The 13,138-nt window shown below is 44.9% G+C and carries 10 protein-coding genes; all 10 read right to left on the minus strand.

All coding sequences use genetic code 11. The features are described 5' to 3' along the window. Nucleotides 1–9: 9 nt before the first annotated feature. Nucleotides 10–1,833: an ABC transporter ATP-binding protein/permease gene (locus tag ICN38_RS00255; protein ID WP_216253623.1), complete on the minus strand. Its 1,824-nt coding sequence runs from the start codon at nucleotides 1,831–1,833 to the stop codon at nucleotides 10–12. Nucleotides 1,834–1,870: 37 nt separating this feature from the next. After that, the gene (nudB, locus tag ICN38_RS00260) at nucleotides 1,871–2,314 is read right to left on the minus strand and encodes a dihydroneopterin triphosphate diphosphatase (protein ID WP_216253625.1); all 444 of its coding nucleotides are present in this window, start codon (nucleotides 2,312–2,314) and stop codon (nucleotides 1,871–1,873) included. A gap of 22 nt (nucleotides 2,315–2,336) precedes the next feature. Further along, complete coding sequence (gene aspS / locus ICN38_RS00265; RefSeq protein WP_216253628.1) at nucleotides 2,337–4,136, minus strand: aspartate--tRNA ligase; 1,800 nt, start codon at nucleotides 4,134–4,136, stop codon at nucleotides 2,337–2,339. Between the two features lie 15 nt (nucleotides 4,137–4,151). Then, nucleotides 4,152–4,805: a DUF502 domain-containing protein gene (locus ICN38_RS00270; protein ID WP_216253631.1), complete on the minus strand. Its 654-nt coding sequence runs from the start codon at nucleotides 4,803–4,805 to the stop codon at nucleotides 4,152–4,154. 40 nt (nucleotides 4,806–4,845) lie between these two features. Continuing rightward, nucleotides 4,846–6,435: a ubiquinone biosynthesis regulatory protein kinase UbiB gene (gene ubiB, locus ICN38_RS00275; RefSeq protein ID WP_216253634.1), complete on the minus strand. Its 1,590-nt coding sequence runs from the start codon at nucleotides 6,433–6,435 to the stop codon at nucleotides 4,846–4,848. 3 nt (nucleotides 6,436–6,438) lie between these two features. After that, nucleotides 6,439–7,059, minus strand: coding sequence for an SCP2 domain-containing protein (locus ICN38_RS00280; RefSeq protein WP_216253637.1), 621 nt, complete (start codon nucleotides 7,057–7,059; stop codon nucleotides 6,439–6,441). A 53-nt stretch (nucleotides 7,060–7,112) separates the two neighbouring features. Then, nucleotides 7,113–8,027, minus strand: coding sequence for a Tim44 domain-containing protein (locus tag ICN38_RS00285; RefSeq protein WP_216253640.1), 915 nt, complete (start codon nucleotides 8,025–8,027; stop codon nucleotides 7,113–7,115). A gap of 67 nt (nucleotides 8,028–8,094) precedes the next feature. Continuing rightward, nucleotides 8,095–8,838, minus strand: a complete 744-nt coding sequence (gene ubiE, locus ICN38_RS00290) for a bifunctional demethylmenaquinone methyltransferase/2-methoxy-6-polyprenyl-1,4-benzoquinol methylase UbiE (protein WP_216253643.1) — start codon at nucleotides 8,836–8,838, stop codon at nucleotides 8,095–8,097. Next, the gene (locus ICN38_RS00295; RefSeq protein ID WP_216253646.1) at nucleotides 8,838–9,236 is read right to left on the minus strand and encodes a gamma-butyrobetaine hydroxylase-like domain-containing protein; all 399 of its coding nucleotides are present in this window, start codon (nucleotides 9,234–9,236) and stop codon (nucleotides 8,838–8,840) included. The genes ubiE and ICN38_RS00295 overlap by 1 nt, the downstream gene beginning before the upstream one ends. Next, entirely contained in the window at nucleotides 9,237–13,076 is a 3,840-nt protein-coding gene (locus tag ICN38_RS00300; RefSeq protein ID WP_216253650.1) for an FAD/FMN-binding oxidoreductase, read from the minus strand. It abuts the gene before it with no gap. Between the last annotated feature and the right edge of the window lie 62 nt (nucleotides 13,077–13,138).

A 13,138-nucleotide genomic window follows, 5' to 3' on the forward strand; every position in this document is an offset into this window, starting at 1 on the left:
TTACTTATTCTAATCAATCGCTGCTCGCTCTTGCATTTGCCACATTTCTGCATATTTCCCATTGGCTATCAGGAGTTCTGAATGGGTTCCACGCTCAACAATTTGCCCATGTTCCATTACCAATATTTGATCAGCATGAATAATGGTTGAGAGTCGATGGGCGATGATCAGGGTAGTACGATTTTTGGCTAAGCTTAGTAATTCTTCCTGGAAGGCGCGCTCTGTTTTGGAATCCAAAGCTGAAGTAGCCTCATCAAAGATAAGCATAGCGGGTTTTTTTAATAAAGTTCTCGCAATTGCAACTCGTTGTTTCTCACCACCAGAAAGTTTCAGGCCTCGCTCGCCAACCTGAGTGTCATACCCATCTGGCAGGCGTTTTATAAAACTATCAATCTGAGCGGCTCTAGCAGCTTCATGAACCTCTTCGATAGAGGCCGAAGGATTGCCATAAGCAATGTTGTAGCCAATAGTGTCATTAAACAAAACAGTATCTTGCGGAACGATACCAATGGCCTTGCGTAAACTAGCTTGGGTCACATCTTCAATATTTTGACCATCAATGAATATTGTTCCAGTCTGTACGTCGTAAAAACGGAACAGCAATCTAGCAAGAGTGCTCTTACCTGCGCCGCTTTGACCCACTACCGCAGTGATTGTGCCGGCGGGGATATTAAAGCTGACATCGCGCAGAATCTCACGCTTGCTTTCGTAATGAAAAGACACATGCTCAAATCGTACATCCGGACCAAGCGCACGATTATGAATTTCCAAAACTTTGGCATCTGGTGAATCAGCAATATCTTTCTCAGTATTCAGTAATGAGAACATCCGATCCATATCGGTTAAGGCCTGTTTTATTTCACGATAAATAACACCAAGGAAGTTCAGTGGAATATAGAGCTGAATCATCAAGGTATTCACTAAGACCAAATCACCCAAGGTCATGCTGCCATTCACAACCCCAACAGTGGCTCGCCATAGAATCAACATCAATCCAGTTGCGATAATAATTTGTTGACCCAAATTAAGAACCGCCAATGTCTTTTGTGACTTAACGGCTGCCGTCTGATAGCGCAATAGGTTTTCGTCATAGCGACTAGCCTCAAAGGCTTCATTACCAAAATACTTAACCGTCTCAAAATTCAGTAAAGAATCAATCGCCTTTTGATTGGCTTTGGAATCCATATCATTCATAGTACGGCGGTAATGCGTTCGCCACTCTGTCACCACAATCGTAAAACTGATGTAAAGCACTAAGGCGGATAAAGTAATAGCTGCAAACCAGATGTCATAGGAGTAAGCAAAGTAACCAAGCACTAAGCAGAACTCAATCAGTGTAGGCAAGATGCTATACAGAGAATAAGAAATCAGCGATTGAATACCTCGCGTGCCGCGCTCTATATCTCGACTCACGCCACCAGTTTGACGCGCCAAATGAAAGCTTAGCGCTAATGAATGTAAATGCTCAAAAACTTGCAGGGCTACTTTACGAACTGCATTCTGTGTCACTTTTGCAAATAAGGCTTCGCGTAACTCCGTAAATAGAGATGCGGAAATTCGCAATAAGCCATAAGCGAAAATAATCCCCAAGGGAACGATTAAAAGAGCTTGAGGTGAGCTTGCCTTGATGTCTAAGGAGTCAATTAACTCCTTCATCACAATTGGAATGCCTAAGTTGGCAACTTTTGCAGCAATTAAACAGCTCAGCGCAATAATGACTCGAAAACGATACTCCAACAGATAAGGTAAAAGATCGCGAATGACACGCCAATCGCCTCGCCCTGGTGTTTTTGAATCTACGCTACCGTGATGGCTTCCCGATGAATGTCTCATCGCCCTATCTTATTCCTTATTCTTTTTTTCAGATTTTTCAAGTAGCTGAAAACAATTTCATAATTGCTTCGCCATTACTTGGTGAAAAACATTTCTTTGCTGCCGCTGCGAAAGGCAACCATTCGTAGGCAACATGCTCTCGTGGTGCTAATTGAACAGAGGTATTGTCAGGAACCTCTAGCGCAAACCAGTGCTCAACATTTTTAGTAACTCCGGGTACATAACGAAAACGCCACTCGGGATAGATTTCATACTCAATGTGATGGTGCATACTTCTCAAAGCACCCTGCGGCAATTGGTTTACTGCGATACCCGTTTCTTCAAAAACCTCTCGGGCTGCAGCAAGCGCAAAATCTTCGTCGAGTGCATCTAAGCTACCCGTTACAGACTGCCAGAAGCCGGCACGATCTGCGCGCTCTATTAATAAAACATCCCTATTCGATTTATAAATAACTACGAGAACCGAAATAGGGATTTTCAAGGGTGATATTACTTAGCTTGTATTACGCAACTGGTGCAGCTTGGCGCAAACGGATGTGCAATTCCCGCAACTGACGCTCATCCACTGGGCTAGGAGCCTGAGTCAATAAACATTGTGCACGTTGTGTTTTAGGGAAGGCAATCACATCACGAATCGATTCTGCGCCAGTCATCATAGTCACAATGCGATCTAAACCAAATGCTATGCCGCCATGTGGAGGCGCGCCATATTGGAGAGCATCTAACAAGAAACCAAACTTGGCTTGCGCTTCTTCAGCACCAATTTTCAAAGCGCGGAATACCTGACTCTGAACGGCCTCTTGGTGAATACGTACAGAACCGCCACCAATCTCACTACCATTCAATACCATGTCATAGGCTTTAGCCAAGCACTTACCTGGATCATTCTCCAGATATTTCATATGCTCATCTTTAGGACTAGTGAATGGATGGTGACAAGCAACCCAACGTGCCTCACCTTCATCATAATCAAACATTGGGAAGTCAACGACCCACAATGGTTTCCAGCCTTCGGTAAAGAGACCATGCTCTTTGCCCCAAGCGGAATGACCAATACGTAAGCGCAAATTACCGATCGCATCGTTCACTACTTTTTCTTTATCAGCACCGAAGAAAATAATATCGCCATCTTTAGCGCCAGTGCGTTTCAAGATGCCTTCAATCGCCGCATCATGCAAGTTCTTCACAATCGGTGATTGCAAACCGTTGCGCCCTTCCGTAACAGAGTTCACCTTAATCCACGCTAACCCCTTAGCGCCATAGATACTAACGAACTGAGTGTAGTCATCGATTTCGCTACGGCTAATTGCAGCACCGCCAGGAACGCATAGGCCAACTACCCGACCACCGGCCTGATTAGCGGCGCCTGAGAAGACCTTGAAATCCACATCTTTCATCAAATCAGTCAATTCTGTGAACTCAAAGTTCACGCGCAAATCTGGCTTATCAGAACCAAAGCGCGCCATACCTTCTGAATAAGGCATAGTTGGAAATGGATTTGGCAACTCTACATTCATGGTCTTTTTGAAAATATGACGAATCATGTTTTCAAAGAGCTCACGAATTTCTATTTCATTTAAAAAGGCGGTTTCACAGTCGATCTGAGTAAATTCAGGCTGACGATCAGCGCGCAGATCTTCATCACGAAAGCATTTGGTAATTTGGTAATAGCGATCAAACCCGGCTACCATCAATAATTGCTTAAAGAGTTGCGGGGATTGTGGCAATGCAAAGAATTGACCGTCATGAACTCGGGATGGCACTAAATAGTCGCGGGCACCTTCAGGCGTACTCTTAGTCAACATCGGTGTTTCGATATCAATAAAGCCAGCATCATCTAAATAACGACGGCATTCCATTGCTACGTTATAACGCAGACGTAAATTCTTTTGCATCTGTGGACGACGTAAATCTAAAACACGATGGGTTAAGCGGGTGGTCTCGGACAAATTGTCATCATCCAATTGGAATGGAGGAGTAATAGAGGCATTCAAAATGACTAAGCTATGGCAAAGAACTTCTACCTTGCCACTAACTAAATCAGTATTTTCCGTGCCAGCAGGACGTGCCCGCACCAAGCCTTTAATCTGAATACAAAATTCATTGCGAACCTGCTCAGCCAGCGCAAACATTTCTGGGCGATCAGGATCACACACCACCTGCACAAAACCTTGATGATCACGCAAGTCAATAAAAATAACGCCACCGTGGTCACGACGGCGATTCACCCATCCAGAGAGAGTAACTTCTTGACCAATCAGTGAATCAGTAACCTGGCCACAGGTATGACTTCGCATCGACATAATATTTCCTATAAATCAAAAATGTTTGGTTGGCCCTGTAGCTGTTAATCTACTTGAGCTATTTGGCGGAACAGATCCCATTGAAACAATATGTTTCAAAGCTTCTTCCACGCTCATATCTAGCTCAATGGTTTGTGCGCGTGGCACGATCATGAAAAAACCAGAAGTTGGATTTGGGGTAGTTGGTAAAAATACATTCACGTAGTCTTCGCCTAACTTCGCAGTAACTTCCTGTGCAGGAACACCTGTTTGAAAGGCGATAGCCCATGAATCTGCATGAGGATATCGAATTAAGAGGGCCTTGCTAAATGCCTGACCACTTCCTGAAAATAATGTAGAGGAAACTTGCTGAACACTAGAATAAATTGAGCGAATAATCGGGATGCGATTAACAAATTTATCCCATATTTTTAACCACCACTGCCCAGCAAAACTAATTGCCAAGAATCCTGTCAACATGATGATGGCAATAACGATCAATATGCCAACACCTGGGAGATCACGGAAGTGTTGCATTTCTGAAGCAGCGTTATTGGGCAGAACCACAATAATGGCGTGCATCACGGATCCATAAACACCGTCGAGTAAACCCAAGCCCCACGAAATCACCCAAATAGTGATTGCCAGTGGTGCCCAAACGAGGATGCCTGCGATAAAGTATTTTTTCATGATCTGCCTAACCCGCTATTTTAACGGGTTAGATGTCGACTTAGTGAACACCGAGGGTAATGATCAAAATTCCTGCCAAAAAGCCACCAGCAAATAGCAAAGCACCCACTAAAAGGCGGTGCGTACGCCTTTCTTCTTGTAAAAGTGCCTTTAGAACCTCTAATTCACCACTTTCTCCCTTTTTTTGCTGCAGACCAGCCTGAGCCAAGCTGTCAGCAAGTAAACGGGGCAAAGTGGGTAATATCTTGGCCCACATCGGAGCCTCTGACTTCAAGCCATCTATTAAGCCACGCCAGCCCAGCTGCTTATCAACCCATTTTTCCAAAATAGGTTTAGCGGTCTTCCACAGATCAAGGTCAGGATCTAACTGACGCGCCAATCCTTCTACGTTCAATAAGGTTTTTTGTAACAGCGTGAGTTGAGGCTGAATTTCAACCTTGAAACGACGCGAGGTCTGAAACAGGCGCATCAAGACGATGCCTAGAGATATCTCTTTTAATGGTCGATCAAAATAAGGTTCACAAACAGAACGAACAGCACCCTCTAACTCTTGCACCCGAGTCTCAGCAGGAACCCATCCAGATTCAATATGTAACTCAGCTACGCGACGATAATCGCGATTAAAAAAAGCTAAGAAATTTAAGGCCAAATAGTTTTTATCCGACTCACTTAATGCACCAACAATTCCAAAGTCGAGAGAAATAAAGCGCCCAAATGTTTCTGGCTCCAAACTAATCATGATATTTCCAGGATGCATATCGGCATGAAAAAATCCGTACTCAAATACTTGGGTAAAAAATATCTCCACGCCATCAGCCGCTAATTTTTTAAAATCTACTCCAGCTGCTTTTAATTCTGCTAGGCGCCCAATCGAAATGCCATACATTCTTTCCATCACAATGACATTGGTGTGACATAGATCCCAGTACATTTCTGGAATCATCAGCTTTTCAGAATCTACAAAATAGCGACGTAATTGACTTGCATTAGCTGCCTCACGCGTGAGATCTAATTCATCATGTAAATAAGTATCGAACTCAGCAACGTTCTCACGCGGCTTTAAACGACGTCCATCTTCAGAACTCTTTTCGATAATTTTGGCTAAGTCGTACATTAAAGCGAGGTCACCATCGATCACCGGCAAAATACCGGGGCGTAAGACCTTGATGGCTACCGCACGACCTTCCCATTCAGGATGTTGTTCGGTGGCACGCAAAATACCAAAATGAACCTGGGCAACGGATGCGCTGGCCACGGGCGTTGCATCAAAGCTCGTAAAGACTTCCTCGATAGATTGCCCCAGCGCCTCTTCAATGAGGCGACGCGATTCCTCATTTGAGAATGGCGGCACTTGATCTTGTAACTTAGCTAACTCATTGGCAATATCTTCGGGTAACAAGTCACGACGCGTAGAAAGTACTTGGCCAAATTTGACGAAGATAGGGCCGAGTGCCTCAAGCGTAAGGCGAATTCGCTCGCCTCTAGGAAGGTGCTTACCCGGGGAGATCGAGCACAGCACACTTAATAAACTGCGGCGGATGCCTGGCTTTAATGCATCACGCAAAAGAGGTAATAAGCCAAAGCGCCAAGCGGTAAAGAAAATATAGCAAAGACGAGCTATTCGACGCACGATTTATTTAGCCTTTTGCTCTAAGAATTGAATTCGTTTTTCCATGCGATCTACAGAGTCCCGCAAATCATTTAATTCATTTTTGCGAACTCTAAAATCCCGTTGATTTAGTAATACTTTTTTTTCTTCACTGACATACTCAAGCACATTGTCTAGTAAATCACTTGCAGCAGAGCGTGTGGCAGAAATAAACTTCTTACCCTGCTTCACTGCGAAATGCGCAGGAGCATCGCCCAGTAAACGCGCTAAGTCTTCCTCATACTCCCAGCGTAATTGCCCAGCAAGGCGTCCGATCAGTTGCGCTAAGTCTGCATCACCCGTAATCTTGACTGCTTTAAATGCCTGCTCTCGCAAACTTCCAGAGCTGGCTGCCAAATCACTCAAGGCTTGTGATGACACTTCCAAAGTCAGAGAAGGATTCTCCGCTGCTTTTAAAACAAGCAGTAAACCAGTTGGGGCAATCTCACAACACAAGTCACCAAATGGAAGCTTTAAAAGGATTGACTTGCCCGAATGTTTAGAAAGCTCACCCATTGCCCAAGGCTCAGCACTGAGAACATGGTTAATCGCCCGGCAAATAGCGCCAGCTGCAATCGTATGGGTAGAAGAAAAAGGTGTGCTCATGAGTGTAAAAAACCCGCACTAGTGCGGGTTTTCCAATGGAAAGTGCCTTAAGCTTAAACCAACTGCGAGATACCCGCCAGTACCCAGCCCCCAGGGCCTTCTACAGGCTTACTGAGATTCCAAATTTCAGAGAAGTTGCTAGCAGGTGCTCCTATCTGCTCACGAATCATGCCCGTGAACTGAACGCTGCAATAGTAGCGTGCATCACTCGTCTCAATTCCTAGCAGTTGTGCCTGAATGCTCACAACCTCAGTTTGGTTAGAACCATCTGTGCGGCCAGCCAAATCCTGTTGAATAGTGGCAAACATTTCAGGTGTAGTGAATTCACTTAATGCTGCAAGATCGCCTATATCCCAAGCCTTTTGAAGACCAACGAAGTATTGCTTCGCATTTTCCAAAAAGGTGTGCTCATCAAACCCAGGCGGAAGAGTTGATTGAAATTTCTCTTGCTCTGCACTCACACTGCTAAATGCGCTAGCAGCAGGATTAAAAGCGGGCTCCTGACGTGGCTGTTCTTGCACGCTACGTAGGGTAGCGGTACTAGGCATATTAGGGCCTTTGCCAGCGCCTGACATTGCTGGCAATAACCTTCTAATCACAAACATAATCGCAAAACCTGCCAACATCGCAATTAGTAAACCGGTAATCAAAGAAGAGGCTCCCTCACCCAAACCAAAATGTGAGAGTAAATAACCAATACCGAGCCCCGCAGCTAAACCTCCCAAGATTCCACCCATACCACCAAAGCGGCTAGGCGCAGCTGCTGGTGTTGGCGCTGCAGCAGGTGCAGCAGCAGGTGCTGCTTGTTGGGTTGGCTTTTGAGCAGGTGTAGCTTGCCTCTGCATGGGAGCACTTGGTGCTTTACCAATACTTTTTCCGCCCCCTAAACGAGCAGCTTCCACAGTTGCAATAGATGCAAATATCAAGCTGATGCTTAATACAACTGCTTTAAAAAAATGTTTATTCATTTTATTTAACCCCCCTAATAACTTCTATAAGTCTCTAGTTTTTAAAAGTTTAAAAACTATGCAACTATCAGTATTTAATACCAATATGTAAGGCAACGATACCCCCAGACATTCTATGGGTTTCTACCTCGTCAAAACCGACCCCCAGCATGATTTCTTTGAGGGCCTGTGCATCAGGATGCATCCGAATCGATTCTGCCAAATAACGGTAGCTTTCTGAGTCTTGGGCAACTTTCTCCCCCAACCAGGGAAGCACCTTAAACGAATAGGTATCATAAACGGGCTGCAAAAACGCATCTGGTTTAGAAAACTCCAGTACCAGGACACGGCCTCCAGGTTTGATAACCCGCAGCATTTCACTTAATGCCACATCCTTGTGGGTCATATTACGCAATCCAAAAGCAACGGTGACCACATCAAAATGATTTTGAGGAAAAGGGATCTTTTCAGCATCGAACTGAACACAAGGCAAAGCTAAGCCACGGTCTAACAAGCGATCACGGCCAACACCCAACATTGAGGCGTTGATATCGCTTAACCAAACTTGCGCATCAGCATTGCTTCCAAAATGAGCAGCTTTCGCAAAAGCAGCCGCCAAGTCACCAGTACCACCTGCGATATCCAAAACTTTTTGACCAGGTCGAACCTGGGCCCGAGCGATCGTTATTTTTTTCCAAAGTCGATGCAGTCCAAATGACATGAAATCATTCATCACATCATATTTACTGGCAACAGAATGAAAGACTTCGGCAACCTTGCCAGCCTTTTCTGCTTCATCAACACTTTGATAGCCGAAGTGGGTTTTACTCATTAGTGACTTCCACAAGAATGATCATGCGAGTGGCCAGTTTTCGACATCGGTGCATCCCGGTCCAGACCTGCTGCAAGCAGTTTATCTAAATGCTCTTTCCATAGCTGCTCTTGGTTTTCACACAAGTAACGCAAAAAATCCCAAGAATATAAACCAGAATCATGTCCATCTGAAAAGCTAGGCTTAAGCGCGTAGTGACCAACTGGTTCCAGATTAGCGATTAAGACCTCTCGCTTACCAGTTTGTAAAGTTTCCTGTCCAGGGCCATGACCTTGCACTTCGGCAGATGGTGATAGCACACGCAAAAACTCAAATGGCAGACGATATGTATTGCCATCTTCATAGGCCAGCTCTAACACTTTTGACTGTTGATGCACGACGACATTTTTTGGAATCATTTAAACCAATACCCTTTCAATGCCGCCTTGATTGGCTTTTTCTACATAGTCCTTCATCCAGTTCTCACCAAGCAGTTTTTGAGCCATTTCAACGACGATATAATCAGCTGTTGTATCGCTATCCGCATCAAAACGGGTCAGGCCCTGTAAGCAAGAAGGGCAGCTGGTGAGAACTTTGACCTCACCAGTAAAGTCACCCTTACGTAACTCGCTAGCAGCTTTTTCCATTTCAATTTGTTTACGGAAACGTATTTGAGTAGAGATATCGGGGCGAGTAACAGCCAAGGTGCCAGACTCTCCACAGCAACGATCATTCTTTTTAATGGCTGTGCCGTCTTCCATCTCAATGAGCTCATTCACCGTCTTCATCGGATCTTGCAACTTCATTGGTGAATGGCAAGGATCGTGATACATGTATTTCACGCCATTCACTCCAGTAAGCTTCACACCCTTCTCAAGTAGATATTCATGAATATCAATGATCCGACAACCCGGGAAGATCTGCTCAAACTGATAACCAGCCAATTGGTCATAACAAGTACCGCATGAGACGACTACAGTCTTAATGTCTAAGTAATTCAGGGTATTGGCAACCCGATGGAATAAGACACGGTTATCCGTAATCATCTTTTCTGCTTTATCAAAATCCCCGTTACCTCGCTGTGGGTAGCCGCAGCATAAATATCCAGGCGGCAATACTGTTTGCACACCGACATTCCACAGCATTGCCTGTGTTGCTAAGCCTACCTGAGAAAAGAGACGCTCTGATCCACAACCGGGGAAATAGAAGACAGCTTCAGTATCGGCAGAGGTCGTTTTAGGATCACGAATAATCGGCACATAGTTCGCATCTTCAATATCTAATAAAGCGCGCGCTGTTTTCTTAGGTAAATTACCTGGCATTTTTTTATTTACAAAGAAAATGACTTGCTCTTTAACACTAGGCTTACCAACGGTAGCTGGGGGATGTGCAGTTTGCTTTTTAGCAAATTTACGTAGCACATCATTACCTAAGCGCTGTAACTTATAACCCCATCCAATCATGGCCTTACGAGTCAAATTAATCGTTTCTGGGCTGGTAGCATTCAAGAAAAACATGGATGCAGCTGTACCAGGATTGAAACGTTGTTGACCCATCTTACGCAATAAATTGCGCATATTCATAGTCACATCGCCAAAATCAATCTTCACTGGGCAAGGCGATAGGCACTTATGGCATACGGTGCAGTGTGCTGCCACATCATCAAACATTTCCCAATGTCGAATAGAAACGCCACGCCTTGTTTGCTCTTCATATAAGAAGGCTTCTATCAATAATGAAGTAGCCAAAATTTTGTCGCGTGGACTGTACAGTAAATTCGCACGTGGCACATGTGTGGCGCAGACTGGCTTACATTTACCGCAACGCAAGCAATCTTTTATGCTATCAGCAATCGCGCCAATATCACTTTGTTGCATGATGATGGATTCATGACCCATCAAACCGAAGCTAGGGGTATAGGCCAAGCTCAGGTCAGCATGCGGCATGAGTTTGCCCTTGTTAAAGCGACCTTCAGGATCAACGCGGTTCTTATAACTACGGAAATCTTTTAACTCATCTTCAGTGAGATATTCCAACTTGGTAATCCCAATGCCATGCTCACCTGAAATCACACCATCCAATGAACGCGCAAGCTTCATGATGCGATCAACTGAATGGTGCGCATCCTGCAACATCTCATAGTCATCAGAGTTGACGGGAATGTTCGTGTGAACATTGCCATCACCTGCGTGCATGTGAAGGGCTATGAAGACACGCTTACGCAAAATCTTTTTATGAATGGCTTCGAGCTCATTGAGGATAGGCTCAAAAGCTAAGCCCCCAAAGATAATTCGCAACTCGGCACGAATATCTTCTTTCCACGAAGCGCGCAAACTATATTTCTGCAACTGCGGGAAATAAGTATCCATTTGGGCCATCCACTCAGACCAGCGCGCCCGCACTGTGGCAATTAGTTCGAGAGCTTGCTGAACACGATCGCCCAAAATTTCTGCGGTTGGAACCTCATAATCTTCATCACCCTTTCCTAGAGGTAAGGCACTTTTTTGCAAAAAGGACTCTAGGCCGTCTAGAACTTGTAATTTATTTTTGAGCGACAACTCAATATTGATGCGATCAATACCATCGGTGTACTCACCCATACGCGGCAAGGGGATAACAACGTCTTCATTAATCTTAAAAGCGTTGGTATGGCGAGCAATTGCTGCTGTCCGCGCACGATCTAACCAGAATTTCTTACGGGCATCTGGACTAACAGCGACAAAGCCTTCACCAACACGCAGGTTAGCCATACGCACGACTTCACTAGTGGCAGATGCAACAGCTTCTTCATCATCGCCTGCAATATCACCAATCAAGACCATCTTAGGCAAACCATTGCGCTTTGACTTGGTGGAATAACCTACCGCTTTTAAGTAGCGATCATCCAAATGCTCAAGGCCAGCCAGGATAGGGCCGCCCTGTTTACTCAAACCATCAAGGTAAGCCTTAATTTCAACAATACTTGGAATGGCTTCGCGCGCTTGACCAAAGAATTCTAAGCAAACAGTACGCATATATTTAGGCATGCGATGCAATATCCAGGTTGCGCTTGTAATTAAGCCATCACAACCTTCTTTTTGGACGCCCGGCAAACCCGATAAAAACTTATCAGTTACGTCCTTACCTAAACCTTCTTTACGAAAACGCTTACCTTCTACTTCTAATAATTCTGTTTTCAGAATCCGTTCACCAGGCTCACTCAAGCCATCGGACCAAGTTAACTGAAAGCGAACCTTTTCAACTTCGTGAATTTTTCCCAAATTGTGATCAAGACGAACTACGTCTAACCAATTTCCCTGGGGATCCACCATGCGCCAACTAGCCAAATTGTCTAAAGCCGTACCCCAAAGAACCGCTTTCTTACCACCAGCATTCATGGCAATATTGCCACCTATGCAACTAGCATCTGCAGAAGTTGGATCGACAGCAAATACAAGTCCAGCATGCTCGGCAGCATCTGCAACACGTCTTGTCACTACGCCTGCGCCTGTGAAAATGGTAGGGACTTCATGATCGACACCCGGTAGGTGAGTACTCTTCACGCCACCAATATTTTCTAACTTTTCAGTATTGATCACTGCTGACATTGCATACAGGGGAATGGCGCCACCTGTATAGCCTGTACCGCCTCCACGTGGAATGATCGTAAGGCCTAATTCAATGCAAGCTTTTACTAAACCCGGAATTTCAGATTCGTAATCGGGCTTCAAAACAACTAATGGAAACTCTACACGCCAGTCAGTAGCATCGGTCACATGTGCTGCGCGTGATACGCCATCAAAACAAATATTGTCCGCTGCAGTATGGCGGCCCAATTCTTTACGGGCACGCTTACGAATCTGTTCAACTTCTTTAAAGCCGTTCTCAAAATTTTCAATTGCGCGATAAGCAGCGCTCAATAAAATTTCTACTTGCTCAGCAGATTCACCACTATTGCGTTTTTTTACCTCACCTAAACGATGCCAGAGAGCATCTATTAATTGCTGGCGACGAGTTGCGCTATCTAATAAGTCATCTTGCAAGAAGGGGTTACGTTGAACGACCCAAATATCCCCCAAGATTTCAAACAACATGCGTGCAGAACGGCCTGTACGACGAACGCCACGCAACTCATTCAGAACGCGCCATGACTCCTCGCCCAATAAGCGAATGACGATTTCCCGGTCAGAAAAGGAGGTGTAGTTGTAGGGAATTTCACGCAAACGGGGCAAACCCGCTTCAGCGTCCAACAACTGGTTCAAAGCTAATGGTGCATTCATAGCGACATATTTGATAAATAAGCATTTTAATAGAGCAAAGCTGATAGTGGCAGGAATACAGT

Origin of the sequence: Polynucleobacter sp. AP-Melu-500A-A1 (assembly GCF_018882125.1) — a bacterium.
In the GTDB taxonomy this organism is placed as follows: domain Bacteria; phylum Pseudomonadota; class Gammaproteobacteria; order Burkholderiales; family Burkholderiaceae; genus Polynucleobacter.

What these genes read in the sequence shown, in the direction of transcription:
- ICN38_RS00255 (WP_216253623.1), bottom strand. Translation starts at nt 1,833, where the DNA reads ATGAGACATTCATCGGGAAGCCATCACGGTAGCGTAGATTCAAAAACA.
- aspS (WP_216253628.1), bottom strand. Translation starts at nt 4,136, where the DNA reads ATGTCGATGCGAAGTCATACCTGTGGCCAGGTTACTGATTCACTGATT.
- ICN38_RS00270 (WP_216253631.1), bottom strand. Translation starts at nt 4,805, where the DNA reads ATGAAAAAATACTTTATCGCAGGCATCCTCGTTTGGGCACCACTGGCA.
- ICN38_RS00280 (WP_216253637.1), bottom strand. Translation starts at nt 7,059, where the DNA reads ATGAGCACACCTTTTTCTTCTACCCATACGATTGCAGCTGGCGCTATT.
- ICN38_RS00285 (WP_216253640.1), bottom strand. Translation starts at nt 8,027, where the DNA reads ATGAATAAACATTTTTTTAAAGCAGTTGTATTAAGCATCAGCTTGATA.
- ubiE (WP_216253643.1), bottom strand. Translation starts at nt 8,838, where the DNA reads ATGAGTAAAACCCACTTCGGCTATCAAAGTGTTGATGAAGCAGAAAAG.
- ICN38_RS00295 (WP_216253646.1), bottom strand. Translation starts at nt 9,236, where the DNA reads ATGATTCCAAAAAATGTCGTCGTGCATCAACAGTCAAAAGTGTTAGAG.
- ICN38_RS00300 (WP_216253650.1), bottom strand. Translation starts at nt 13,076, where the DNA reads ATGAATGCACCATTAGCTTTGAACCAGTTGTTGGACGCTGAAGCGGGT.